Annotated in this window: 23 protein-coding genes; 15 read left to right on the top strand and 8 right to left on the bottom strand. The window is 40.8% G+C overall.

Going from position 1 to position 24,947, the window contains the following annotated elements; translation table 11 throughout:
* Positions 1–28 precede the first annotated feature (28 nt).
* Entirely contained in the window at positions 29–1,915 is a 1,887-nt protein-coding gene (locus GYM62_RS18600) for a mucoidy inhibitor MuiA family protein (RefSeq protein ID WP_219957499.1), read from the bottom strand.
* A gap of 119 nt (positions 1,916–2,034) precedes the next feature.
* Between GYM62_RS18600 and GYM62_RS18605 the strand changes: the two genes are divergently transcribed.
* Entirely contained in the window at positions 2,035–2,817 is a 783-nt protein-coding gene (locus tag GYM62_RS18605; protein ID WP_219957500.1) for an undecaprenyl-diphosphate phosphatase, read from the top strand.
* Between the two features lie 267 nt (positions 2,818–3,084).
* Complete coding sequence (locus GYM62_RS18610; RefSeq protein ID WP_219957501.1) at positions 3,085–4,278, top strand: ATP-binding protein; 1,194 nt, start codon at positions 3,085–3,087, stop codon at positions 4,276–4,278.
* A 59-nt stretch (positions 4,279–4,337) separates the two neighbouring features.
* Here the strand turns inward: GYM62_RS18610 and GYM62_RS18615 are convergent, their stop codons facing one another.
* Complete coding sequence (locus GYM62_RS18615) at positions 4,338–6,773, bottom strand: S9 family peptidase (RefSeq protein WP_219957502.1); 2,436 nt, start codon at positions 6,771–6,773, stop codon at positions 4,338–4,340.
* Positions 6,774–6,958: 185 nt separating this feature from the next.
* Here GYM62_RS18615 and GYM62_RS18620 point away from each other — a divergent pair, with 185 nt between their 5' ends.
* The gene (locus GYM62_RS18620) at positions 6,959–7,531 is read left to right on the top strand and encodes an outer membrane beta-barrel protein (RefSeq protein ID WP_219957503.1); all 573 of its coding nucleotides are present in this window, start codon (positions 6,959–6,961) and stop codon (positions 7,529–7,531) included.
* Between the two features lie 117 nt (positions 7,532–7,648).
* Here the strand turns inward: GYM62_RS18620 and gldJ are convergent, their stop codons facing one another.
* Together gldJ and mfd are read right to left on the bottom strand one after the other, a co-directional pair.
* The gene (gldJ, locus tag GYM62_RS18625) at positions 7,649–8,872 is read right to left on the bottom strand and encodes a gliding motility lipoprotein GldJ (RefSeq protein ID WP_219957504.1); all 1,224 of its coding nucleotides are present in this window, start codon (positions 8,870–8,872) and stop codon (positions 7,649–7,651) included.
* Between the two features lie 179 nt (positions 8,873–9,051).
* Positions 9,052–12,405, bottom strand: a complete 3,354-nt coding sequence (gene mfd / locus GYM62_RS18630; RefSeq protein WP_219957505.1) for a transcription-repair coupling factor — start codon at positions 12,403–12,405, stop codon at positions 9,052–9,054.
* A gap of 117 nt (positions 12,406–12,522) precedes the next feature.
* Here mfd and GYM62_RS18635 point away from each other — a divergent pair, with 117 nt between their 5' ends.
* Both GYM62_RS18635 and GYM62_RS18640 read left to right on the top strand, forming a co-directional pair.
* Positions 12,523–13,137: a cytochrome c oxidase subunit 3 gene (locus tag GYM62_RS18635; RefSeq protein WP_255590432.1), complete on the top strand. Its 615-nt coding sequence runs from the start codon at positions 12,523–12,525 to the stop codon at positions 13,135–13,137.
* 10 nt (positions 13,138–13,147) lie between these two features.
* Entirely contained in the window at positions 13,148–13,588 is a 441-nt protein-coding gene (locus GYM62_RS18640) for a hypothetical protein (RefSeq protein ID WP_219957506.1), read from the top strand.
* Here the strand turns inward: GYM62_RS18640 and GYM62_RS18645 are convergent.
* Positions 13,585–14,055 carry a Fur family transcriptional regulator gene (locus GYM62_RS18645; RefSeq protein WP_219957507.1) on the bottom strand — a complete coding sequence of 157 codons (471 nt, stop codon included), beginning with the start codon at positions 14,053–14,055 and terminating at the stop codon, positions 13,585–13,587. The genes GYM62_RS18640 and GYM62_RS18645 overlap by 4 nt on opposite strands.
* Positions 14,056–14,259: 204 nt before the next feature.
* On the opposite strand from GYM62_RS18645, the gene GYM62_RS18650 reads away from it, so the two are divergent.
* The 4 genes from GYM62_RS18650 (at position 14,260) to GYM62_RS18665 (ending at position 17,441) form a co-directional block, all read left to right on the top strand.
* Positions 14,260–15,513 carry an aspartyl protease family protein gene (locus GYM62_RS18650; protein WP_219959493.1) on the top strand — a complete coding sequence of 418 codons (1,254 nt, stop codon included), beginning with the start codon at positions 14,260–14,262 and terminating at the stop codon, positions 15,511–15,513.
* A 112-nt stretch (positions 15,514–15,625) separates the two neighbouring features.
* The gene (locus GYM62_RS18655) at positions 15,626–16,216 is read left to right on the top strand and encodes a LemA family protein (protein ID WP_219957508.1); all 591 of its coding nucleotides are present in this window, start codon (positions 15,626–15,628) and stop codon (positions 16,214–16,216) included.
* Between the two features lie 3 nt (positions 16,217–16,219).
* Entirely contained in the window at positions 16,220–16,657 is a 438-nt protein-coding gene (locus GYM62_RS18660; protein WP_144603659.1) for a TPM domain-containing protein, read from the top strand.
* Entirely contained in the window at positions 16,635–17,441 is an 807-nt protein-coding gene (locus GYM62_RS18665; protein WP_219957509.1) for a YgcG family protein, read from the top strand. The genes GYM62_RS18660 and GYM62_RS18665 overlap by 23 nt, the downstream gene beginning before the upstream one ends.
* A 74-nt stretch (positions 17,442–17,515) precedes the next feature.
* Here the strand turns inward: GYM62_RS18665 and GYM62_RS18670 are convergent, their stop codons facing one another.
* Positions 17,516–17,938 (bottom strand): nucleoside-diphosphate kinase, encoded by a 423-nt coding sequence (locus GYM62_RS18670; protein WP_091651899.1) that lies wholly within the window; start codon positions 17,936–17,938, stop codon positions 17,516–17,518.
* Between the two features lie 186 nt (positions 17,939–18,124).
* Between GYM62_RS18670 and GYM62_RS18675 the strand changes: the two genes are divergently transcribed.
* The 4 genes from GYM62_RS18675 to GYM62_RS18690 are packed head-to-tail and all read left to right on the top strand — an operon-like array spanning position 18,125 to position 21,277.
* Positions 18,125–19,159 (top strand): bifunctional oligoribonuclease/PAP phosphatase NrnA, encoded by a 1,035-nt coding sequence (locus GYM62_RS18675; RefSeq protein WP_219957510.1) that lies wholly within the window; start codon positions 18,125–18,127, stop codon positions 19,157–19,159.
* A 39-nt stretch (positions 19,160–19,198) separates the two neighbouring features.
* Complete coding sequence (locus tag GYM62_RS18680) at positions 19,199–20,125, top strand: FKBP-type peptidyl-prolyl cis-trans isomerase (RefSeq protein WP_219957511.1); 927 nt, start codon at positions 19,199–19,201, stop codon at positions 20,123–20,125.
* Between the two features lie 31 nt (positions 20,126–20,156).
* Entirely contained in the window at positions 20,157–20,720 is a 564-nt protein-coding gene (locus GYM62_RS18685) for an FKBP-type peptidyl-prolyl cis-trans isomerase (RefSeq protein ID WP_219957512.1), read from the top strand.
* On the top strand, positions 20,720–21,277 hold the full coding sequence (locus tag GYM62_RS18690) for an FKBP-type peptidyl-prolyl cis-trans isomerase (RefSeq protein ID WP_219957513.1): 558 nt from the start codon (positions 20,720–20,722) through the stop codon (positions 21,275–21,277). Before GYM62_RS18685 ends, GYM62_RS18690 begins: the two co-directional genes overlap by 1 nt.
* A 21-nt stretch (positions 21,278–21,298) precedes the next feature.
* On the opposite strand, the gene GYM62_RS18695 is transcribed toward GYM62_RS18690, so the two are convergent.
* Entirely contained in the window at positions 21,299–21,877 is a 579-nt protein-coding gene (locus GYM62_RS18695; RefSeq protein WP_219957514.1) for an isoprenylcysteine carboxylmethyltransferase family protein, read from the bottom strand.
* 32 nt (positions 21,878–21,909) lie between these two features.
* Between GYM62_RS18695 and GYM62_RS18700 the strand changes: the two genes are divergently transcribed.
* The gene (locus GYM62_RS18700; protein WP_219957515.1) at positions 21,910–23,118 is read left to right on the top strand and encodes an NAD(P)-dependent oxidoreductase; all 1,209 of its coding nucleotides are present in this window, start codon (positions 21,910–21,912) and stop codon (positions 23,116–23,118) included.
* Positions 23,111–23,776, top strand: a complete 666-nt coding sequence (gene deoC / locus GYM62_RS18705; RefSeq protein WP_219957516.1) for a deoxyribose-phosphate aldolase — start codon at positions 23,111–23,113, stop codon at positions 23,774–23,776. The genes GYM62_RS18700 and deoC overlap by 8 nt, the downstream gene beginning before the upstream one ends.
* On the opposite strand, the gene GYM62_RS18710 is transcribed toward deoC, so the two are convergent.
* Entirely contained in the window at positions 23,777–24,886 is a 1,110-nt protein-coding gene (locus GYM62_RS18710; RefSeq protein ID WP_219957517.1) for a Na/Pi symporter, read from the bottom strand.
* Positions 24,887–24,947: the final 61 nt, after the last annotated feature.

A 24,947-nucleotide genomic window follows, 5' to 3' on the forward strand; every position in this document is an offset into this window, starting at 1 on the left:
GAAACTGGCGATCAATAGTTCAGTCAAATCAATCTAAAATCACCTTTTCATTTTTAGGATACTTCACCTCATATTGAAACCCTAGTTTCTGTTGAGATCCAGGAGGAACTGTGATTTGCCAGCTAATGATTCCAGAATCGCTATCTAATTTTCCGCCGGATAATTCAATGGCAGAAACAGATATGTTGGAGTTCACCGAAACCGGAATTTGATCCTTCACCTCAATGCTAATAGTTTGGGACTTATTATTTCTAAGTGTGATTTCATAGCCTCTGGACTCGGTCACATTGGAGCCAATGGTCCTTTTCTTGGTAAAGCTCTCGACTTTCTCGCGTTGAACAAGGATACTTCTATCCCTTCCCATCGATATAGCCAATGTATCTTCCAGAGCTCCGGCATTTAAGATTGATCTGCCGACAAAGCCATCTTCAAAATATAAATTGCTTTCGCCTTCTAAGAAGCTATACTGACTCCAATCTGCCAGATGAGCAATCAAGAACACATCCTTATCCAGCTTTGGAATGACCTTATACTGATAAGTTGCCGGGATATCATAATTTTTCAAATCAACCAAAGTCCGCTCTCCATTGGTTTTGATGGTGTAGGGTTCGTTTACGGAAATTTCTACGGTAGTTTGATTTTCTTGAAATGTGGTTTGAAGATTTGCAGAAGATGCAAGGCTTTTCTTGTAACTAGTAGCTTCTCTAACTGTGACTCCAGGTGTTCTTCCTTGCAATTGTTTGCTAATTCCAGCAACCACTACTTCCTCCAAAGCCATCATATCTTCCTCCAAAGAAACATTTATAGTGGATCGATTTGTAATCGGAACTTCCTGAGATTGAAAGCCAACAAATGAAAACATTAAGCTTCCGGCTCTAGGAGGAATGGTTAAATTATATCGCCCATCCAAATCGGTAGAGGTACCAACAGTGCTGCCTTTGACCAATACACTCACTCCCGGAATGGGTTGTCCGTCGCTAGCACTCACCACCACCCCGCTGATTGTTCCATTAAAGGGTTGTGTATTTCTGGGCTGGAATACGGTTAATCGGGCATAATTCAAGTCCCAGCGATCGATCTGTGGAGCCACACCGCTCTGATTGGGATTCCCATTGGAGAAACGCAATTTTACTTGATTCCAATCCACTCCGGTATTTTGATATACTTCCGCTTTGTAATTGATGGCCATTGGCGAATTCACATTTTTGACACGCACATCGTATTTCGGATACCATCCTGCATTGGCAACCAAATAATTGAACTCCAACTGTGCATTACCTGCAGATGGGGCCTTGACACGAACCCGGATTTCGCTTTTGGATTCTTGCTTACTTTCCTGAATGGAGCGAATTTGATTTTCTAACTGCCTAATCTGTACTCTTTTCTCAGCTCTTTTTTGATCCAAATTCATTTGTTCCGTTTTGATTTTCATCAATTCGGTATCATAGAGCTCTAGTGCTTGTCTGAATTCGGCAGCTGTTGGCCCTCCCTGATTTCCACGTAGATTTTTATTGGCATCCAGTAGACTGATTTTTTCCTTCAATACCTCCAGGCGGAGCGCATCCTGCTGCATGGAGATATCCAATTTGTTGATTTCTGCCTGTAATTTTTGAACAGTCTCACTTTGGTCTTTCTCTGATAAAAAATCCATTCGCTTATTTACCGCTTGAATGGTGAAGTTGCCAAAAGCTTTGACTTGAATGCTTTTTTCTTCCAAATAGGGGGAGAGCCCTTTGATAATAATAATGGATTCTCCTGCGGGAATGCTGGTCTGAGCCTTTTCAAAAACCTGAGCCCCATTTAAGAAAAGCGTCACCTCCTGGATTTGAGACTCGATTTTTTTCTCTGAAAAATCTTGGGAAAAGGAATAAAAGATCAGAGAAAAATAAAGAAGGGTGAAAAATGAATACTTCATAGCTTTTTAAATTTTATGAAAAGAAATAAAAAAATCGTTCTCCCCAAAAGATCAATTGATAAAAATTCTGGTGACTGAAGCAGGGTTTCTTATTTTTGCCCAAATTTTAATTTTAAAGAATGACTTTATTTCAATCCATTATTATCGCAATAGTCGAAGGCCTTACTGAATTTTTACCTGTTTCCTCCACTGGTCATATGATTTTAGCCTCTGCGGCCATGGGAATTCATGACGATGAGTTTGTAAAGACTTTCGAAGTATTTATACAGCTAGGTGCAATTTTGGCTATTGCCTTAATGTATATCAAGCGTTTTTTTCGATCGCTGACGATTTATTACAAATTGCTGGCTGCATTTATTCCTACCGCGATTGTGGGTCTTCTGGCTTATGATTTTATCAAAGGCTACCTTTTCAATCCTGTGGTAGTTTCTGTTTCTCTGATCTTGGGTGGGATTATTTTGATTTTCATTGATAAAAAAGTGGTGAGCCAAAAAGCCACTCATGTAGACGTAGAGGATATTTCTTACAAAAACGCCTTTTTTATCGGACTTTTCCAATGTCTTTCCATGGTACCGGGAACGTCCAGGGCTGCTGCCACTATCATTGGTGGAGTTTTCAATGGCTTGGATAAAAAGCAAGCAACGGAATTTTCCTTTTTATTAGCTGTGCCAACAATGATGGCTGCCGGAGGCTATGATTTGATCAAATCTGAATTGGTATTTACACAGGCCCAAATTATCATGTTGGCTGTGGGCTCAGGAGTGGCATTTATTGCTGCATGGATTGCGGTGAAGTTGTTTTTGAAATACGTTTCCAGCCATGGTTTCACCGCCTTCGGATGGTACAGAATTGTCCTAGGCGTACTTTTCCTCATCTTTATGTGGGGTACGGATTTGGGGTGATTGTCAAAGAAAAGACTCAGCCTTATATTCTAGATTCTTTTTTTAAGAATTTGAGTTTGACACGAATTTCAACTTGAATTTGATTTTTGAGGCTTTAGATCTATTTCTAAGGGTAAATTTTCACTTATTCTGGGCCAATTGACTTAATTTGTAAAATAGAATTTACGATAATATACTATTTTTGTAAAATACAATTAACAATTAAAATCAAAATATGTTAACTGTATTTAACAATATGTGTATTTTTGTGTAAAATCTATTTGCATCGTGGAAAAGCTTCTAAGCAACTCTCAAATAAAGATCCAGCGAGTTTCACTGGAGTTCATTCGTTTTCTAATTGAGAAGGTTGATTGGAACCAAAGACTCATTGCTATCAATGGAGCTCGTGGATCGGGGAAGACCACGCTTTTGCTTCAATATGCGAAAACTCATCTAAAAGCAGACGGGAGCAGCCTTTATATCTCTCTGGATGATCTCTATTTTATGGAGCATTCTATTAGAGAATTGGCTGAAGAGTTTTATCTCAGCGGGGGAAAGGTTTTGCTATTGGATGAAATTCATAAGTACCCGAATTGGTCTAGAGAACTCAAATTGATTTATGATGATTTTCCTGATCTCAAAGTTATTTTTACTTCCTCTTCGATTTTAGAAATCTACAAGGGTGAGTCTGACCTAAGCAGAAGAGCTGTAAGTTATTTGTTACCGGAGCTTTCATTTCGGGAATTTATCCAGTTGGAAACAGGGCACGTCTTTCCTTCAATTTCTTTGGACGAAGTTCTAAAAAACCATATAGAAATTGCCGCCCAAATGATTGAGGCTATTCAACCAGTAGCTCTTTTTCAGAGATATTTGAAGTATGGAGCCTATCCTTTTTTTATTGAAGGAAAAGAGACCTATCCTGAAAAACTTAGAAAAACAGTCCAGTTGATTTTGGAAGTAGACCTTATGGCAGTGGAGAATATGGACTATGAGACCATATTTAAGCTGAAGAAATTGATTCGATTGATTGCGACATCGGTTCCTTTTACTCCAAATGTATCGGAGCTAAGTCAAAAAACAGGAATTTCAAGACCCAGTTTACTGCGGGCGTTCGAGTTGCTTGATCGAGCCCGGATTTTCCAAGTTCTGCATAAACCTAATTCGGGTGTAGGGGCGCTTACTAAGCCTGAAAAACTGTACTTGGGTAATTCAAACTTGTCACATGCTTTGGGGGAAGAAAATGTGAGTGTGGGCTCCATTCGGGAAACTTTTTTCTCCAATCAATTAAAAGTTGGAAACACTGTAAATCTTGCTGACAAAGGAGATTTTTTGATCAATGAAAAGTGGAGGTTTGAGGTAGGAGGAAAAAATAAGAAAAGCTATCAGATCAAGGACCTTCCTGACTCATTTGTGGTCAAAGATGATATCGAAATAGGATTCAAGAATTTTATACCGCTGTGGCTTTTCGGATTTTTGTATTGAAGAAAACCCTCCTCAGAATTAACTGAGGAGGGTTTTTACTATTTGGAAGTTGAGCCTACTTATCTCGAAGGGTCGATCTTATTCTTGTTTTTCACATATTTTTCCAACCAGGTATTCATTTCATAAAGGGTATGCAAAATGGATTCCTGAGCGGCATAGCCATGGCTTTCATGAGGCAAGAAAACCAATCTGGCAGTCGCTCCATGACCTTTCAATGCATTGTAATAACGCTCAGACTGAATCGGGAAAGTTCCTGAGTTGTTGTCAGCCTCTCCATGAATCAAAAGAATCGGCGTTTTGACTTTATGTGCAAACGAGAAGGGGGACATATTGAAATATACCTCCGGCGCTTGCCAGTAGGTACGTTGCTCATACTGGAATCCAAAAGGAGTTAGTGTACGATTATATGCACCGCTTCTGGCGATACCTGCCGCGAATAGATCTGTATGAGAAAGCAAATTGGCTGTCATGAAAGCACCGTAAGAATGTCCTCCAACACCAATTCTATTTCGGTCTCCGATTCCCAGTTCCACGATATGATCAATTGCTGCTTCTGCATTTGCTACCAACTGCTCTATGAAGTAATCATTCGGCTCCTTGTCCCCTTCACCTACGATAGGCATCTCCGTCTGATCCATGATGGCATATCCCTGAGTCACCCAGTAAATCGGGGAGCCCCAGCTAAGTCTCGTAAATCTGTATTTGGATCCTCTTACCTGAGAAGCAATTTCAGCGGATTTATATTCTCTAGGGTAAGCCCACATCAAGACTGGTAATGGAGCATCTTTTCCAGGGGTAAATCCTTCTGGAGTATAAATGACAGCTGAAAGATCCAGTCCGTCCTTTCTCTTGTATTTCACCAACTGCTTGTTGATTCCTTTGATGGATTCGAAAGGATGCTCAAAATGGGTGACTTGAAGGGGAGCAATTCGCTTTTTGGTGTTTACTAACCAATAGTTAGGCTGGATGTCAGTACTTTCTTTGACAGTAATAAATTCAGAACCCTCTTCATCCAAAAGTTTCACCACTCTTTCATAGTAAGGTGCCTGTGATCTCCAGAGGATTTTTTGTTCTTTAGTTTTAGCATTGAAAGTAGATAAGAAAGGCATACTTCCTTCCGGGCTTCCGCCTTCTGAAGTCATGAAAAGCAAATCACCATTTCTCAATAATACATTTCTACCGTACTGGTTTTCGGTGTACATAGGATCTCCCGGATCATTGTAGATGTCGTCATAGGAGCGATCGATGATGACCCTTTTCGCCTGAGAAGGATTGGATGGGTTGATCACTGATCGGATTTCTCTTCTGGCTCCAAACCATCTTTCATTTAAAATCGCAAAATCATCTGTTGACCAAGCTATACCTCCAAATCGAAGGGAAGTAGAGGCTAACTTTTGTTTTTGACCTGTAAAAGGAGCCGCTAGGGTATAGACTATTTCACGCTCCTCCATTTTTACTTTGCCATCTCCTCCGTCTTGAGCTTCTACCCAATACAAAATCGCAGGTTTATCCGCTCTCCAATTGATGCTTCTTGGACCAGTGACAGTTGCATCAAATCCGGTTGGCCTCTCCTCATCCAAAGGAATTTCAGCCAATGTTTTTACTTTTTTCCCATCCTTGGACCAGATTTCTACATCATAAGGGAACCTGGAAGCAGGAACTAAATAAGAAAATGGCTTTCTAATGACATCAACCAAGATGTAAGATCCATCCGGGGAAAGGTCAAATGATTTGATCATTCCGCTGGCTCCCACTGCTTTTTTGTTGCCGTCCAATCCGATCAACATCATCTGAGAGTCCATGAAGTAGGCAAACAAAGCCTCATCATAAGGGTTGCTCAACAAATCCTGATAGGTTCGGGAAGGTGCGGCATTTCCGGTTGTTTCTTGTACGACAGGACCAGCCGGTGCAGCTGGCGCCTTCGGAATAGATCCGCGGCTTGGATTCACAGCTTTTACCAAAATCTGATTATCAGGAGTCCATGTCATTACATTTCCATAGACATCATTCAAGATGGCATCTGTTAATTTCTTAGCTTCGAAATTGCTCATATCTACCACCCACAGGCTAATTCCATTTACCTCTGTATTAGTGAATGCAAGATATTTTTCATCTCTGGAAAGGGCTAATCCTCCTATAGAGGCTTTTTCAGGAAGTCCCTTGATCTGGATTTCCTCACCACTACGGGTCATTTTGATTTTGATATTTTCCACTCCGCGGCTTCGGCTTGGTCCTGAAGTAGCAGGATTGATTCGCATTCCAGCGATTCGTAGTTCAGGCTGAGCCAATTCCTCTATGCTGGGATTATCTGCTCTTTCCAAAAGCATCATCCAGTCTCCATTCTTTGAAAAAGAAACAGATGGTGTACTTGGTGCATTGACCAGATCCGCTATAGCCTTCGGGGGCGTTTGATAGGTTGTTTGGGAAAAAGCCTGTACGCTGATTCCCAAGAATAACCCAAAGAGTAAATAGTTGATTTTTCTTTTGAGGTTCATATTCTTAGAAGCTTATTTCTTTGAAGTTACATTCGTAGGCTGTAGGAATATCAAAATTCTCAATTAGTGGTGATATGCCTATTTCAAGTGATGGATTTGGTGATTATTGAATTCTTTGAGGCTATGGCTAAAGTATTTAAATGGCTTATTGCTTATATTCGTATTCACCCCAAACTCACCCCGCTATGAAAACTTACCTAGGCATCGTATGCCTTTTCCTCATGTCCTATTCCCTTCAAGCCCAAAAGTTCAAACCCAGTGGAGGGCTGAATTATTCCGATGTAAATTCCTCAGACGATGTCTTGAATGGCAAAGGAGGCTGGCAAGCTGGCTTGGGACTTGAATTCGGTGAAGGAAAAATGTACGTGGAACCTGGCATTTTCTACACTGTAAAAAAACTGGATCTCACAGGCTCCTCCTCTCCTGATTTAACTGCCACATTTCCTGATTTGGAAGGCATAAGAATACCCGTGAATTTGGGTATTTATCTGGCAGGAAATTCAGAGTCAGCTGTAGCTTGGAGAGTATTTGGAGGACCTTCTGTGTTTTTTCTTACAGGTGATAATGAGGCTTACTCCGATGATATACAGTCGACCAACTGGGGAGTTTTTGCCGGAACAGGTTTAAATCTTTCAATTGTTTTTATCGATATGGCCTACGAATGGTCTGTCAACGATATCTCTACCCAATTTGCAACTATTGATTTTGGGAGGACAAATGGATTTTTTGCACAGGCTGGTTTGAGGTTTGAGCTTTAGAAGCTAGCAAAAAAAGTCCTTTCAGAAAATCTTTGCCTGATCGCTACATTCAATTCAACGCATAAAAAAAGCCCTGAATTTTTGATTCAGGGCTTAAGTTTTTATTTGGGATAAGGTTTATTTACCTCGCTCACCGATTGAAATCATTGCACATCTAAAGCCAATGTGGTTAGTGGCAGAATCCTGATGCATAAATCTTCTGGTACCAGGAGCCAACCAATATGTTACATCTCTCCAGCTACCTCCTTTATAAACTCTCATTTCGTCAGTGATCATTGATACCTCATAGTTAGACACGTCATCGCCGTATCCATCTTTTCTCAATGGGTTCAAATCATCTGCATCTTGGTAAGTCAATGGACGGTAAACATCATAAACCCACTCATTCATGTTTCCAGCCATGTGATACAAGCCAAAATCATTTGGAGCCATATCATACACGTTCGTAGGAAGGATTTCACCGTCATTTCTTTGGTTACCAGAGATACCTCCGTAGTCACCACGACCTCTTTTGAAGTTCGCCAAGAAATCACCTTGCTTACCCTTACGCTTTACATTGTATGGGTTTCTTACTCCTCTTCCATCCCAAGGATAAATTCTACCGTATTCTTGATTTTCGTCCAAATATTGCGTTCCAATCATGGCTTTTGCAGCATATTCCCACTCAGCCTCACTTGGTAGACGATAATCAGCCAAAGCAACTCCTCTTTCGATTAATTGAGTTTTGGTAAAGGTAGAGTCCAACCCTCTTTCTTTTCTAACTAACTCCTGCACGTAGTCTGTTCTCCATTTAGCGTAGATGTTAGCCTGAGACCAAGAAACTCCCGCTACCGGATAAAAATTGAAACCAGGGAATCTGAAATAATAGGATTGGTACATGTCGTTGAAAGACAAAGCTCCACCCCATACATCATCTTTAGGTTCTAATTTCTTCAATGAATCAGCGCTTACTTTTTTCTTCATGTCGAAAAGGAACTCACGATAGTCATTGTTCGTGATTTCGGTTTCGTCCATGTAGAAGTTGGCAACCGTGACAGTTCTTTCCAAGTTGTCTCTGAAAGCCATCACATCCTCTTCCTGAGAACCTAATACAGCTCTACCTCCTTGAATGAATTTCAAGTTAGGTCCAGGGATTTGTTCGGCATTTCTGGCTACGAAAAAGTTGGTCGAATCTTGTTCATCAAATGAAAATTCCGCACCGGTTGTAGCACTTTTCTTTCCTGGCTTGTTGGCAGTTCTTCTTCCATAGCCCGGAGTTTTGTTACAGGAAGAAAGAACAGAACCACCGACGATCATCAGTGCTGCTGCCCACATTCCCCATGATTTGTTACTGAAACGCATATATTCTAGGAGTTTAAATCTAGTTTAAGAGTGCTAATATATAGTCAATCCTAAGTACTTCCAATGATTTGAAAATTTGTTATTCTCTCAGTTTGAGCCAAAAAAGCCCGAAATCGGGAGAATCCTGCAAATTTCTTGTGCAAAACTGCAATATTTATGCCAGTTAAATTTTTTGAAAATCAGCTTGCTAGCATCTCTTTTAGCCATTTTTGTGCCATAGAAATGTCGGAAACATCCGATACAGTAAGAATCAAACGATTCTTGTGCTCCTTTATTTTAAAGTAACGTGAATTCAACTGTGCAAATTGCATAATTTGTTGAAAAACAGGGGATGAGTAGAAATCATCTCTGGAAGCCGGCAACAAATAGCATTTCATCTGCTTGTTTTTCAAGACCAACTTTTCTATTCCCAGTTTCTCTGCTTTCCATCTCAAGCGCACGGTTTCCATCAAGTCCACCACAGCTTCAGGAACAGGGCCAAATCTATCCTCCAGCATGGTCGCAAATTTGTTCAGCTCCTCTTCGTTTTTGATGGAGTCCAACTTGGAATAAAGCCCTAATCTTTCAGAAATATTGCTGACATATTCCTCAGGAATCAATAGCTCCAAATCGGTTTCTATAGTACAATCCTGCACCAATACCTTGACCTTTTCTTTCAGATCGGTTTCGAAGAGGGCAGCAAATTCATTCTCTTTCAATTCCTGTACCGCCTCATCCAGGATTTTATGATACATCTCAAAGCCCAAATCTGTAATAAATCCGCTTTGTTCCGCGCCAAGTAAATTTCCAGCGCCGCGAATATCCAAATCCTTCATGGCAACCTTGAAACCATCTCCCAGATCAGAAAACTCTTCCAAAGTTTGAAGTCTTTTTCTGGATTCTGGAGTCAAACCAGACATAGGTGGAGTCAAGAGATAACAGAAAGCTTTTTTATTGCTTCGGCCCACTCTTCCCCGCATCTGATGCAGATCACTCAATCCAAACATATGGGCTCGGTTGATGATGATGGTATTTGCATTGGCAATATCCAAACCGGACTCAATGATATTGGTTGAAACCAGCACATCGTACTCATGATTGATGAAATCCACCATGACTTGTTCCAGTTTTTTGCCATCCATTTGACCATGTGCCCCAACCACACGGGCTTCTGGGACTAGTTTCATGATCAAATTTGCAATGCTATCTATCTCACCCACTCTATTGTGCACAAAAAACACCTGTCCACCTCTTCTTAATTCATAGGCTACCGCATCACGGATAACTTCTTCCTGAAAGGTTTGTACTTCGGTAGTAACAGGCTGCCTGTTAGGCGGAGGTGTAGCAATAACTGAAAGATCCCTTGCTCCCATTAATGAAAAGTGTAAAGTTCGGGGAATCGGGGTGGCAGTAAGCGTCAGCACATCCACATTGACCCGTAAGTTTTTGAGCTGATCCTTTACCTTAACACCGAATTTTTGCTCCTCATCAATGACCAGAAGCCCCAGATCTTTGAATTGAATATCCTTATTGACAATCTTATGGGTACCTACCAGGATGTCTATTTCCCCACTTTTTACCTTTTCTACAATTTCTTTGACTTGCTTGGTGGTGCGGAACCTATTGATAAAATCAACTTTGACAGGGAAATTTTCCAGACGCTCCTCGAAGGTCTGATAATGCTGCATAGCCAATATGGTGGTTGGAACTAGTACAGCTACCTGCTTTCGGTCATTTACAGCCTTGAAAGCTGCTCGAATAGCTACTTCAGTTTTCCCGAAGCCCACATCTCCACAAACCAATCTATCCATTGGATAGGATTTTTCCATATCCGACTTGACATCTGAGGTCGCCAATGCCTGGTCTGGAGTGTCTTCATAAATAAATGAACTCTCCAATTCCACCTGCAAAACAGAATCTCTCGAAAAGGCAAAACCAGGAGCACCACGCCTTTTAGCATAGAGCTCAATCAAGTCCTTGGCAATGTCTTTGACCTGTTTTTTGGCACGGGTCTTCTTATTTTCCCATTCCGGTGAACCCAACTTGGACATTGAAGGAGCTTGCCCCTCCTGCCCGGAATATTTGGAGATTTTATGAAGGGAGTGGATGTTGACATAAAGCAAGTCATCATCCCTAAAAACCAATCGGACGGCTTCCTGCATTTTACCGCCTACCTCTACCTTTTCCAATCCGGCAAACCTTCCCACGCCATAATCCACGTGCACGATATAGTCACCAGGATGCAAGGCCTTAAGTTCTTTAATCGTTAGAGCTTTGGATTTGCTCGCCTTTTTTCGGGATTTGTAACGGTGGAATCTTTCAAAAAGCTGATGATCGGTGTAGCAGACTAATTTGCTTTGTCTGTCTTCAAATCCCTCTCTCAAGCCCAAAAGCATACTCTGCACATGGAGCGTAGGATCAAGTTCTTTGAAAATTCCGATTAAGCGATCAATCTGCTTTTCATTTTCAGCAGTGATAATATTTGAGAATCCCTTTTTCTCATTTTCTGCCAGACTGGCAACCAGCAGGTCAAAGTTTTTATTGAAAGAGGGTTGGGGCTGGGAATCCCATGTAATGGATTCACTTCCTTTCAAATAAAACTGTCTTCCAAACTCGACAATATTGAACTGAGCTGATTGCTCTTTAAAATCCTTTCCGGTTTCAAATAAATCTGCCGGCTTTAATAAGGTTTTGGTTTGATTGGTTTTGGCTAGAATGAAATCAAAGGCTTGTTCTGCTTTGTGAAAACACTCCGTCATCACATCTATGGTCAGTTGATAATCCTTGATCCATAGCTTGGTTTGCTCTGGTAAAAAGCCTAGAAATGACTGCCTAACTTCCTGTAATAGCTTGGTTTGGGTATTGGGTATGAGAGAAATTTGCTCAACCTCAGCGATGGAAAGCTGAGATTCTGCATCAAAGGTTCGGATACTTTCGATCTCCTTTCCAAATAATTCCAAACGATAGGGGTGTTCATTTGAGAAAGAAAAAACATCTAAAATTCCCCCTCTAATCGCGAATTGACCTGGCTCGTAAACGAAATCCGTACGCTCAAAATCATAGCTCGCAAGCAATTCTGACACAAACTCCATATCCACTTGCTCTCCAACCTTGGCAGTGAAAGTGTTTTCTTGGAGAGACCTTTTATTGATAACCCTTTCGTAGAGGGCCTCGGGGTAGGAGATGATTATTTTTGAACCCTCTTTTGCATCCAGAACCTGGTTTAGAATTTCGGAGCGAAGCAAAACATTGGCATTGTCTACTTCCTCGTACTGATAAGGCTTTTTGAAGCTGGAAGGAAAAATCATATGCTCTTCAGTAGCCAATAAGCTCTGAAGATCAGAATTAAGGTAAGCTGCTTCCTCCTTATCCTGAGCAATAATCAGATGAAAGCCACCGTGTTTTTGGAAAAAGGTGGCAAACAAGACCATATCAAGACTTCCCGAAAGACCTTTGATTTGGAAATCGGTCTTTCCTTCCTGAAGGATTTTTTCGGAAAAGGTCTGAAAAAAAGGGTCCGATTGATAGATGGATAGGAATGCCTGTCGGTCCAAGGAGTAAGCTGGTTTAAGTTTGGGAGCGCAATTTAGGGCTTTTCGCGTTTTTGAGTCTTATCGAAGAGAGATTCGATAAAATTGTGAACCTAAGGCCTGTTAAATTGTTTTGCCAACGTGAGCAATGTAAACGAACCGAAAACCTGGTTTCAAAAACTGGAGAGCCTTCATCCCTATGAAACTTTACTGTATTTAGGGATGATTGGTAGTGGGCTTATTTTCCTATTTATGGTGGCAGCTTTTTTATTCTCGGGCTTGGATCAGCTGGAGGGAATGAATCAGCGAATACCTATTTCATTCATGATTTCTACCTTTTTGCTGGTAATTAGTGGATACACGGCTACCCGGATGAGAATATTTTACCAAGAAGAAAGAACCGAAAAGGTCCTTCAGTCTTTGAGGAATACACTCTTTTTGGGTTTGGTTTTTACGGGTTTACAATTTACCGGGTGGCTGGAGCTACAGTCCATGGGAATCAACTTCAAAGGAATTCCTAGTGGAAGTTTTCTTTACGTGCTTTCTGGTATTCATATTTTCCACCTTTTAGGAGCTATGATTTTTGCCGTGATACTTTGGGTTCAGCTTCAAAAAAATCAGGAGGATAGTATCAAGCATTTGATTTTATTGACTAATCCATATGAAAAAATGCGAATTCGACTTTTTACTGTCTATTGGCAGTTTATGGATGCAATTTGGCTTATCTTATTCATGCTATTTGTTTTGAGCTTTTAAAAAGAAAATCATGAAACTCACCATAGAGTCCCCAGTAGAGCAGGATTATTTATCAGTTAAAGAAGGGTTCAACAAAGCCCTTTTTAAACGACTGAGTCCTCCTTTTCCTCCGGTCAAACTCATAAGATTTGACGGTTCCAAAAAGGGAGATATGGTTTCCTTGGAGTTGAATTTTATTTTTTTTAAGCAAAAGTGGACCAGTGAAATTACCGAGGACCAAACCAATGAAGAGGAATTCTTTTTCATTGACCGGGGAGTTGTATTGCCCTTTTTTCTCAAAAAGTGGACTCACAAACACCGCATTATCAAAAATGGAGAAGGCAGTATTATCAGGGATGAGATAGAGTATGAAGGGCCCAACAAGCTCCTTACATTCTTACTATACCCTGCGATGTTGGGTCAGTTTTTTTACAGAAAGCCCATTTATAAAAAGGTCTTTAGCAGAAGTTAAATCTTTGGTAGATTTTCACAGTTTTCAATTATGCAGTCCCCGTAAAGAACCAAGGAATGAGAAGTGATTGAGGAGCCAAACTCATTTCCGATTAATTCTTTGATCTCATTGATTTTTGGATCGGAGAACTCTCGGATTTTTCTGCACTGATTACATACGTGGTGATCGTGATGCTTGTAGGTCAAGGCCTGTTCGTATAAGGCAACTTTATCTTTGAACTGATGCTTCACAGCCAAGCCACTTTCTACCAGCAAGTCTAAGGTATTGTAAATAGTTGCTCGGCTGATCGTGTAACCCTTATTTCTCATACTTAGAAACAAGCCTTCCACGTCCATATGCTCATCTTCAGGAAGAGAGTATAACTCATCTATCACTGAAAAACGCTCCGGAGTTTTCCTGCTTCCTTGTTTAATGAGGAAGTTTTCAAAGATTTTTTTCGCTTTCTCGATCAGTGCCTTGTCTGCCATTTCCAATATTTTGTAAAAATAAAGATGGAGTATTATCCAATTTTTGGCAACAATACAGGATTTGTGAAGGCTAATTTGGTTTCAGTCTAATTAAGGATTGTTACCTTTCATTTGAACAAATATCCCGAAGAAAATGGTTATAAAAATAGAAAAAAGGTTTCTGAAAAAGCCTTAACTTATACCAATCACCCGATTGTGGATCGAATGATAAAAAAGACCCTGCTGATCATATTCTTTCTTGGGCTAACTCTTATTGATACCCAAGCTCAAGTGCCTGGTTTCTTCATGAAAGAGGACAAGAGAAGAGTCATTCTTCCATTTTATGCCTCAAATTCTTTGATCATCGTTCCGGTCTCTATCAATGGAGCCTATCCCGTAAACTTCCTGATCGATACTGGTGTGAGGTCCAATATTTTATTCAGTAAAGATTTGGGGGATGCGATGGGTCTGGAATATACTCGTAGACTGAATTTGATGGGGGCTGACGGTTCTGAAGAAATAATGGCATCGGTATCTCCTGTCAATCATATTGATTTAGGACCAATAGAAGGTTTAGCTCAAAGCTTATTGGTTTTAGAAGAGGATTTTTTGGAATTGGAGTCGGTGGTAGGAATACCTATTTATGGCATCATTGGCTATGAATTTTTCAAATTTAATCCTGTCAAAATCAATTATGATGATGAAAGAATAGAGTTTTTCAGGACGGATGCCATGAAGTGGAGGCCTCCTCTTTACAAAAAGATGCCGTTGGAAATTGATCAAAACAAACCCTATATCCGTGCTAAAATAAAGCAGAAAAACGGGAAAGTATTGGAATCAAAATTCTTGATAGATACCGGAGCCAATCATGGGCTGCTTCTCAATCGGGAAACATCCGAGAAAATAGAATTGCCTGAAGATAACCTGGAAGCAGAATTGGGCCAAAGCTTGGGAGGCTTGCTTTATGGATACATAGGACGAGTGGATTGGTTGAAAATCCAAAGCTTGAAGCAAAAGGAGGTCTTGACTTCCTACCCGGATGAGACAGCCTTCAGCTATATCATCAAGGAATCCGGAAGAATGGGAAGTCTTGGATCAGAGGTTTTGGGCAGAACAAGGTTGATTTTGGACTATCCAAGGAAGCGTGCCATGATGAAAAAAGGAGATAACTTCTATGCACCTTATGAATACGATATGAGTGGCCTCAATGTTAAAAAGATTCCTACAGACGATAAGCGATTTTACATTGGTCAGGTTCGTGAAGGTTCTCCGGCAGATGTGGCCGGAATTGAGGCTTTTGATGAAATTTTGAGTATTAATAAAATTCCAACCTTGATTTGGGAGCTTTCGGATGTGATCAAATTGTTTCGCTCTAGGGAAGGGAAAGTCATAGAAATCGAGGTGAGAAGGTTTTTCGATGAAGAATTGACCCGATATGAAGACTTTACTTATAAAATCAGGCTGGAAAAGCAGATCTAGCCTATTACTCTCTCCTTTTGAAATTTGGCTATTTTTGGGAAAAACATCCTCTGGGAAACTTATTTTAAGGTAATTTCGTCAATAGTTCAGTTTTATAACCCTAATGCAAAAAATGAAAAAGCTATTAATTCCAATTTTGATTCTGGCAGTTGTTGGTATTTTTATTTATACCAAAGCTGTTGGCACTTACAATACTTTTGTTCAGGCCGAGGAGCAAGTCAGTGGTCAATGGGCTGAGGTGGAGACTCAATACCAGAGGAGAGCAGACTTGATCCCTAACTTGGTCAACACCGTGAAAGGGTATGCTGATTTTGAGCAGGAAACCCTAACTGGCGTCATCGAAGCAAGATCTAAAGCTACTTCTATCAATGTGGATGCTAACAATCTTTCTCCTGAAAATCTCCAGCAATTCCAGCAAGCCCAAGAGCAGCTTTCCGGTGCTTTAAGCAGACTTTTGGTCACTGTGGAGCGTTATCCTGACCTGAAGGCCAACCAAAACTTCCTGGATTTGCAGGCACAGTTGGAAGGAACTGAAAATCGGATAGCTGTGGCTAGAAGAAACTTCAATCAAGAAGTGGTTGCTTACAATACCACCTTAAGAACGTTCCCGAACAACCTCTTTGCAGGTTGGTATGGATTTGAAACCAAAGGGAAGTTTGAAGCAGTAGCCGGAGCAGAAAATGCACCTACTGTAGAATTCTAAATTATGGCTGAAAAATTATTCACTTCGGCAGAGAAGAAGCAGATCGTGTCAGCAATCCAAACTGCCGAAGTTACCACTTCCGGAGAGATTCAGGTTCATATCGAAAATCACTGTAGGATAGATGTGTTGGACCGAGCGGCTGAGGTATTTGAAACCCTGAAAATGTATCAAACCAAAGACAGAAACGGAGTTTTATTTTATTTGGCTGTCAAAGATCATAAGTTTGCCATTTTGGGAGACGCAGGAATCAATGCAGTTGTGCCCAAAAATTTCTGGGAAGACATCAAAAACCACATGGCCGATTTGTTTAAAAAAGGTCAATTCACTCAAGGTCTGATTGATGGAATCCATCAAGCCGGCGAAGCTCTTGCCGAGCATTTCCCATACCAAGGGGATTCAGACGAAAACGAACTACCCGATGAGATTTCATTTGGATCTTAAATCCATAACGCTGTTTTTATTTCTTTTTTCTTTGGTAAGTCTAGTGGGATTTGCTCAGGATTTCCCTCCTGTTCCGAATCCTCCCAGACTGGTGAATGATTTTACCCAGACATTATCTCAGGACGAAGTGGCAAGGCTGGAGCGCAAACTTGTAGCCTATAACGATAGCACATCCACTCAGATAGCCATTGTCATGATTCGCTCTATTGGGCAGTATGATATATCTGATTACGCCTTTCAACTTGGTGATCAATGGGGAATCGGAGGGAAAGTGGACAATGGAGTTCTGATTTTGGCGGCGATGAACGACCGAAAAGTCTTTATCGCCACAGGATACGGAATGGAAGGAGTGGTTCCTGATGCTTTGGCAAACCGCATTGTCGATAATTTGATCGTCCCCAACTTCAAGATGGAGTCATATTATCAAGGCTTGGATCAGGCCACGGATATGATTATCAAGCTTGCTTCAGGTGAATATAAAGCCGAGGAGGTGATCTCAAATGGCAATCATGGTGGAGCCATATTTATCTTCTTGCTATTTATTTTCCTCTTTGTGATTTTACCTCTTTTGAAAAACCGGAATGACAATGACAACCACATGGGAGGAAGAGGTGGAGGAATTGATCTCCTGACTACCATTATGCTGGCCAATTTGCTGAAAGGCGGAGGAGGAAAGTTTGGAGACTTCTCCAAAGGTGGAGGAAGCTTTGGTGGAGGAGGTGGCGGCTTCGGCGGTTTCGGAGGCGGGAGCTTCGGAGGCGGAGGAGCCGGTGGAAGCTGGTAAAGCCCTTCTTAGAAAAAAAAATTAATACAAAAAAAGCGCCATCTGGCGCTTTTTTTATGATTCTTGCTCTCGGATTAAAGTACTCTTTCCAATTGAGAGAAGTAGAAGTTACCTTCAATTGCAGCGTTTTCATCAGAGTCAGATCCGTGAACTGCATTGGCTTCGATAGACTTAGCGAAGATTTTACGGATAGTACCTTCAGCCGCATTTGCTGGGTTGGTAGCACCGATCAAATTTCTGAAATCTTCTACTGCATTGTCTTTTTCCAAGATAGCAGCGATAATAGGTCCAGAAGACATATATGCGCAAAGATCCTTGTAGAAAGGTCTTTCTTTGTGAACCTCATAAAATTTACCTGCCAATTCAGGAGTCAATCGGGTAGCTTTCATTGCCACGATTTTAAAACCTGCTTCTTCGATCATCTTTAGGATTGCTCCAGAGTTACCAGCCTCGAATGCATCAGGCTTGATCATGGTGAATGTTCTGTTTCCTGCCATGTGTTTTGAGTTTACATTGGTTTAATTCGGCCGCAAAAATAGGGGAATAGAATTCAGAATCCGAGAAATTCCAAGGAATAATCCTCTATTTCGTTCATTTTCAATAAAATGACTAAGTTGGGAATTGTCAAAAAAATCCTGACCTTTGCGGACTACTAGTGCCTAAGTGCCGTTGAACCTATATAAATGGAAGCATTAGCCTCGTTTAAAAAAGAAATATCTTCACCCAAAAAAATATTCATCACCACTCACGTCAAACCAGATGCGGATGCGCTGGGTTCCTCCTTGGGATTAGCCAACTATCTGCTGAAGAAAGGACATGAGGTAACTGTGGTGACTCCGACAGATTATCCCTCTTTCCTGAATTGGATGGAAGGGAACGATTTAGTCTTGGACTTTAGTAGGGAAGATCATCAGAAGTCAGCAACCAAAGCTTTGAATGAAGCGGATGTCGTTTTCTGTCTGGATTTTTCTGTGCTCAACAGAGTCAATGAATTGGGTGAAATGATCCGTCAGTCGGATGCATTTATTGTCAATATTGATCACCATCAGGATCCGGAGGACTTCGCTGACTTCAAATATTGGAGTACTGAAGCTGCTGCGACCTGCGAGTTGGTTTATGAGCTGATCGTAGAATTAGGCGATAAGGAGCTGATTGACAAGGATATTGCAGCATCCCTTTATGCTGGCATCATGACGGATACGGGTGGTTTTCGCCATCCCAATACTACTAAAAATGTTCACTTGGTCGTTGCCGAATTGATTGATTTAGGGGCCAACCCTTCTCAGATTGCCAATTGGATTTATGATTCCAATTCCGTCAATCGTCTGAAGTTTATCGGTTTTGCGATTAGCCGAAGACTGGTAGTGAGAGAGGATATCCATACTGCCTACTTTGCAATCAGCAAAAAAGATCTTAAAAAATATCAAAGCCGGACCGGAGATACAGAAGGATTGGTCAATTATGCCTTATCTTTGGACGGAATCAAGTTAGCCGCATTGTTTTCAGAGAGAGATGACGGAATAAAAATTTCATTCAGATCCTCAAGTGAAGTAGCGGTTAATAAATTTGCTGCGTCTTACTTCAACGGAGGTGGACACAAAAATGCAGCAGGAGGTAAATCCGAAAGAAACCTGAAGGAGACCATAGAGAAATTTGAAAATCTAGTGGAAGAGCATCAGGATGAGCTTTTTGATCAAGAGCCTGTTTCCAGCAATTGATTTCAGCAACCTTAAAAATAGAATAACCACCTAATCTTTATGAAAAATAAATCTAGCCTTTTGGCAGTTTTGGTCCTTTTGACAGGATCACTTGTTCTTTCTTCTTGTAAAAAAACTAAAGTAACCGAGAAGGATGGAATCGAATATACTTATATCAAAGAAGGAAGTGAGAAGCCAGCAAACGGTGACTTCCTGATGTACCATTTGGAAATTATGAATTCCAAAGATTCTGTGATCTACACTACCATTGATCAACCGGTACCTGGCTACTTGATGGCAAATGATTCCATGCCTACTAATAATGGGATGGATGAAATTTTTATGTCTTTGAGAAAAGGAGATAGCATTCACTTTGAATCTACCGCTAAAACCATTTTCGGAGATAACTATCCTCCATTCTTGGAAGAAAATGAAACTGTGAAAATCAGATTGGGAGCTTTTGATATTATGTCAGAGCAGGCTTTGATGGATTTCTTCACAAAAGCGAATGAGGCAGAAGCTGCCAAAAGAGCTGAGCGGGCAAAAGTATTGATCGTGGAAGAAGGAAAAACCATTGAAGAGTACGCTAAAGAAAACGGTTTGGATGTGCAGAAGACTGAAAACGGTTTGTATTATGTGATTCAAGAAGAAGGAACAGGCGAAGCTATCACTCCAGGAACTACCATGTATGTGAACTATGCAGGTTACCTAATCGACGGAACTCTTTTCGATACTTCTTATGAGCAGCTTGCCAAAGACAACAACATGTATAATCCACAGCGTCCATATGAGCCACTTCCGGTAAATGTTGGAATGGGTCAGGTAATTCCAGGCTGGGATGAAGGTTTGATGTTGTTGAAAAAAGGATCTAAGGCTAAATTCTTGATTCCTTCTCCTCTAGCTTATGGAGAAAACGGAGCGGGAGCATTGATAGGTCCAAACTCCATTTTGGTTTTCGACGTTGAAGTGACAGACGTTCAAAAATAAGTAACCTAGATTTCAATTCATTTCAAAAACTATGAAACTCAGATTAACTTCCTTATTGCTAATTCTTGCTAGTGGTTTTGCTATGATGGCTTGTATTGATCCGGATTCGACCTATCAAGCTATACTAGAAAGGGACAAAAAGGCAATTGAGGAATATCTGGCAGCTAATCCGTTGACAGGTCCCAAGGATTTTGTAGATGAGTTGACTGGTTTTACAGTGATTTGGCAACAGCTTTCCAATAGTGGTAGAATGGTGGCTCCAGGTGATACCGTTCGTGTTAATTACACAGGAAAATTCCTAAACAATAAGGTTTTTGATACCACTATTGAAACTGTAGCGAGAGCAAATAATATATATACTGAGAATAGGCAATACGGACCCATCAGGTATGTGCAGGGTGGCGGGATTAGAATAAGACAACTTATCGAAGGCTTCGAGACAGCGGTAGCAATCATGGAAGTTGGAGATAAAGCTACTGTCTTAATGCCATCTGCCTTTGCATATGGACCTGAAGGAAGAGATAATATTCCTCCTAATACTCCCTTAATTTTTGAAATCGAGTTCGTTGAATTAAAGAAAGGACCACAGAACTAATGATAAAGCGTAATTCAATTCTTTTTTCTCTTCTCTTTGCAATGATGCTAATGTACGGTTGTGAACCAACCAATCCATTTGCAACAGGCCCTCTTTATGATTCGGAGGCCAATTTGGCAATTGATAGAGTGAAAATAGATGAGTATCTGAAAACTGCCGAAATTGACAGTGTCAGAAGAATACATGATCCAAGTGGGGTTATTATAATCGTACAGGAAGAAGGAGTTGGTTCAAGGCCTACAGGAGGAACAATAGTATATACAGACTACACAGGTTCCTTAATCAGTGATGGATCTGTATTTGATACTACCAGTGAGCAGGTAGCTAGGGATAACGATATCTATGTTGAGACAGCGACATATGAAATTCTTAAATTCACTTTGGGAACTGGGCAGGTTATTCAAGGTTGGGATATTGGCTTTAGGAGGTTGAGACCGGGGTCTAAGGCGGTGTTAATAATTCCTTCACCTTATGCTTACCGAAACCAAAAGATCAATGAAAGAATACCCGAGAATTCCATCTTACGATTTGATATAGATTTCAGAGGAATAGATTAAATAAAAAGGGCTTCGGCCCTTTTATTTTTTGAGCTTAGGGAATAAAGCAGGGACATTTTTTTGATACGTCTCGTAAGTTTTGCCGAAGGTTTGTAGCAGTTTTTTCTCTTCAAAATAAATCCCAAAGGGAAGGTAGATGAGTACGCAAATCAAATGAATGAGGGAACTCATGGAACTTGCCACAAAAAAGTAACCCAGAAATATCAAAATTATGCCCAGATAAAGAGGATGCCTCACTCGAGCATACCATCCTGATTGGATGAGTTCTTTCGTGTTAGATTCTTCTTTAATGCCTATAAATTCTTTCCAAGACCATGCTTTGCTACTTTTTACCAGAATAATAGTCCCAAAAGTCGCGGCCATGTATCCAAAGTAGCTTGAAATATCCGAACCCGGCAGAATTTTTTTAGTGGGGATTTGAATGGAAACATAGCCTATTCCGATTAAAAGCAGTAATGAGAATAAAGAATAAAAAAGGCGGTACCATTTATAGGCTGAACCTAATTTCTCCTTCAGAATTCTTTTTAACTTGGAGGCAGCGAAAACGCTGTGAGTTGTGTAAAATATAGCCCAACTCAAAGCTAGTATCCAATAGTCCATTCTAAGTATTACCCGGTAGAAGAAGAATTTTTATGAAAATCGGAATAATCCGCGAAGGAAAAAATCCACCAGACAAAAGAAGTCCTTTTACGCCAGAGCAAATCCAGAGTTTGAGTGAAAAATATTCAGACCAATTTTCCTTTTATGTAGAATCCAGCCCTGTCAGATGTTTTTCAGACGAGGAATTTAAGCAAAAAGGAATTAGCGTAGTGGAAGATTTATCTGCATGTGATGTGCTCTTTGGAGTCAAAGAGGTTCCTGTGGATAAATTAATTCCGGATAAGACCTATTTTTTCTTTTCTCATACAATCAAAAGACAAAGTTATAACCGTGGCTTGCTACAAGCTGTCTTGGAGAAAAATATCCGCTTGATTGACTATGAGGTTTTAAAAGATCAGGAAGGAAATAGGGTAGTTGCTTTTGGACGATGGGCAGGCGTGGTAGGAGCTTATAATGCTTTTTGGACCTATGGGAAAAAGACCGCACTATTTGACCTAAAACGTGCGCATGAATGTTTTGACTTGGCAGATATGAAGGCCGAATTGAAGAAAGTTCAGCTTCCACCAGTTAAAATCATTTTAACGGGAGCGGGTAGAGTCGGGAAAGGAGCCAAAGAGATCTTGGAAGCAATGGGAATCAAGGAGGTGAGCAAAGAGGACTTTTTGCATCAGTATTTTGAAGAGGCTGTGTTTGTTCAGTTACGATCAGAAGATTACAATAGGCGAAAAACAGATGGAGGATATGATAGGGAAGAATTCTATTCCAATCCTGAGCGCTACGAAAGCCATTTTCTCAAATATGCTGAAGAAGGTGAAATGTTGATTGCAGCAGCTTATTGGGATCCTGAAGCACCAAGGCTTTTCAAATTAGAGGATATCAATTCGGATGATTTCGCCCTTTCAGTAATCGCTGATGTCACCTGCGATATAGATGGCTCTGTCCCTACTACTCGGAGAGCTTCTACCATTCTTTCTCCTGTATATGATATAGACAGGGAGACTGGTCAGGAGATTGAAGCCTTTGGAAAGCAGAGAAGCATTTCTGTGATGGCCATTGATAATCTTCCCTGCGAAATTCCGAGAGAGGCAAGTCAGGATTTTGGCAATCAGTTGATCAAGTGGGTCATTCCTGCATTATTGGATGAGCCAGCTCCGATATTAGAAAAAGCTACCCTTGCCAGAGATGGAGATCTCACTTTAGAATTTATGCATTTAAGAGACTTTGTTTATCCCCATGAATAAATTAAACCGCTATTTGGAATCAACCCTTCTTAAACCTACCATGACCGGAAAAGAGGTTGACCTTCTTGTTCAGGATGCTATCGAGGAGCAATTTGTAGGAGTTTGTGTGCCTCCTTTTTGGGTAAAAAAGGTCAGTAGAGAACTGGAGAAGGAGGATATTCAAACTGTCACTGTCATTGGTTTTCCTTTTGGGTTTCAGGATACTGCCAGTAAAGTTGCTGAGACCAAAGAAGCAATCAAGCAGGGAGCTGATGAGTTGGATTTGGTTTGGTCTCAAACAGCCTACCATTCAGGAATGAATTGGCCGAAGATTGAGATTGCCCAAATAGCTAAAATCTGCCATGAAGAGGAGCGAATCCTGAAAGTAATTATAGAAACGGCTTATCTCAATGCGGATCAAATACAGGAGGCTTGTCTTATTTGTCAGGATGCAGGAGCAGATTTTGTCAAGACATCAACAGGCTATGCATCCAGTGGTGCCAAAGTGGAGGATATTCAATTGATGCGTCAAACCCTTTCTTCCCAAACAGGAATCAAAGCCAGTGGAGGAATCAAAACACTGGAGTTTGCAAAGGAATTGATAGCGGCTGGTGCAGACAGGATTGGAACTAGCTCAGCAAAAGCTTTGATGGATGCTTGGAAAGCCTCCCAGAGCTAATTATTCGGTGCTGAAATAAATCAGCAAGAATGGGATAATAAAAAAGGTCAAAAGGATATAGGCAAATCCAAGAAATCTGGATTTGACTGATTTTTTGCCCATATACAAAGCCAACCTGACCGGAAGAATTCTGAATTGAGGGAAGGACAGGATAATAATCGCCCCAAATGTATTGAATAGGAAATGCACAATGGCCAGGGCAATGGCAGCCTCACTCTTATAAATTGCTGCTAAAGCAGCGGTAATGGTAGTTCCGATATTAGCCCCGACTACAAAAGGGAATACTTTTTTAAGAGAAACTTTTCGAGTGGCAACCAGAGGTACAACCAAGGAAGTTGTCACAGTACTGGACTGGACTGCTGCAGTGAAGAAAAGTCCATAAGTGAAAGCTAAGCCAGTTTTTTTGAAGATCATATTGCTGATGTCCCGGAAGCTATCTACGACGAAGGCCTTATAAACTGAGGTCGCCAAAACTTTTATGGCTGCAAAAACCAGAAATACCGCCAGTATCGTGGTCAGGAAAGGAATATTAATCGTATCACTTACCCATTGCGTCAGGGGTCGAGTGAAGACTTTATTGTATATCAAAGGGCCAGTGAAGTTTTCGTCAGATCCGAAAAAATTAGCAAAATAAACAGCCAGGTTAGTCAAAAGTCCAAAATATAACTCTAGAGGTAATAGGACCAGTACCGTGAAAATATTGAAGATATCGTGGATAATACCTGCAGATAAGGCTCTTTTGAACTCTTTCTTTTTCATCACATAGGAAAAAGAAACCAACGTACTGGTAAGTGTAGTACCTATGTTAGCTCCCATGACCATAGGGACTGCTTGTTCCAGGCCTAAATTTCCGGCAGCTACTACCGCCACGATACTGGCAGTCACAGTGGAACTACTTTGAATCAAAGCGGTCATTAAAAGGCCTATGAATAGACTGACGAAAGGGTTGCGGGTTGCTAAAAATAAATCCTCTGCGACAGAATTATTGAGATGACTCATGGATACAGTCAGCAGATCAATCGCAAAAATGAACAGGAAAAGCGCCAAAAGCATGAGCACATAGCTTTTGGTTTTGTTTGGTTTAGAAGATTCTAGGTCCCAGCTTTCCATTTGGAATGAAATAAGTCAGATTTCAGTATTTTGCAATCGAAATGAAATTTAGCTGGAAAGG

Source organism: Algoriphagus sp. NBT04N3, from assembly GCF_019443765.1.
GTDB classification, from domain to species: Bacteria; Bacteroidota; Bacteroidia; order Cytophagales; family Cyclobacteriaceae; genus Algoriphagus; species Algoriphagus ornithinivorans.

What these genes read in the sequence shown, in the direction of transcription:
- GYM62_RS18600 (WP_219957499.1), bottom strand. Translation starts at nt 1,915, where the DNA reads ATGAAGTATTCATTTTTCACCCTTCTTTATTTTTCTCTGATCTTTTAT.
- GYM62_RS18605 (WP_219957500.1), top strand. Translation starts at nt 2,035, where the DNA reads ATGACTTTATTTCAATCCATTATTATCGCAATAGTCGAAGGCCTTACT.
- GYM62_RS18615 (WP_219957502.1), bottom strand. Translation starts at nt 6,773, where the DNA reads ATGAACCTCAAAAGAAAAATCAACTATTTACTCTTTGGGTTATTCTTG.
- GYM62_RS18620 (WP_219957503.1), top strand. Translation starts at nt 6,959, where the DNA reads ATGAAAACTTACCTAGGCATCGTATGCCTTTTCCTCATGTCCTATTCC.
- gldJ (WP_219957504.1), bottom strand. Translation starts at nt 8,872, where the DNA reads ATGCGTTTCAGTAACAAATCATGGGGAATGTGGGCAGCAGCACTGATG.
- GYM62_RS18640 (WP_219957506.1), top strand. Translation starts at nt 13,148, where the DNA reads ATGAAACTCACCATAGAGTCCCCAGTAGAGCAGGATTATTTATCAGTT.
- GYM62_RS18645 (WP_219957507.1), bottom strand. Translation starts at nt 14,055, where the DNA reads ATGGCAGACAAGGCACTGATCGAGAAAGCGAAAAAAATCTTTGAAAAC.
- GYM62_RS18650 (WP_219959493.1), top strand. Translation starts at nt 14,260, where the DNA reads ATGATAAAAAAGACCCTGCTGATCATATTCTTTCTTGGGCTAACTCTT.
- GYM62_RS18655 (WP_219957508.1), top strand. Translation starts at nt 15,626, where the DNA reads ATGAAAAAGCTATTAATTCCAATTTTGATTCTGGCAGTTGTTGGTATT.
- GYM62_RS18660 (WP_144603659.1), top strand. Translation starts at nt 16,220, where the DNA reads ATGGCTGAAAAATTATTCACTTCGGCAGAGAAGAAGCAGATCGTGTCA.
- GYM62_RS18665 (WP_219957509.1), top strand. Translation starts at nt 16,635, where the DNA reads ATGAGATTTCATTTGGATCTTAAATCCATAACGCTGTTTTTATTTCTT.
- GYM62_RS18670 (WP_091651899.1), bottom strand. Translation starts at nt 17,938, where the DNA reads ATGGCAGGAAACAGAACATTCACCATGATCAAGCCTGATGCATTCGAG.
- GYM62_RS18675 (WP_219957510.1), top strand. Translation starts at nt 18,125, where the DNA reads ATGGAAGCATTAGCCTCGTTTAAAAAAGAAATATCTTCACCCAAAAAA.
- GYM62_RS18680 (WP_219957511.1), top strand. Translation starts at nt 19,199, where the DNA reads ATGAAAAATAAATCTAGCCTTTTGGCAGTTTTGGTCCTTTTGACAGGA.
- GYM62_RS18685 (WP_219957512.1), top strand. Translation starts at nt 20,157, where the DNA reads ATGAAACTCAGATTAACTTCCTTATTGCTAATTCTTGCTAGTGGTTTT.
- GYM62_RS18690 (WP_219957513.1), top strand. Translation starts at nt 20,720, where the DNA reads ATGATAAAGCGTAATTCAATTCTTTTTTCTCTTCTCTTTGCAATGATG.
- GYM62_RS18695 (WP_219957514.1), bottom strand. Translation starts at nt 21,877, where the DNA reads ATGGACTATTGGATACTAGCTTTGAGTTGGGCTATATTTTACACAACT.
- GYM62_RS18700 (WP_219957515.1), top strand. Translation starts at nt 21,910, where the DNA reads ATGAAAATCGGAATAATCCGCGAAGGAAAAAATCCACCAGACAAAAGA.
- deoC (WP_219957516.1), top strand. Translation starts at nt 23,111, where the DNA reads ATGAATAAATTAAACCGCTATTTGGAATCAACCCTTCTTAAACCTACC.
- GYM62_RS18710 (WP_219957517.1), bottom strand. Translation starts at nt 24,886, where the DNA reads ATGGAAAGCTGGGACCTAGAATCTTCTAAACCAAACAAAACCAAAAGC.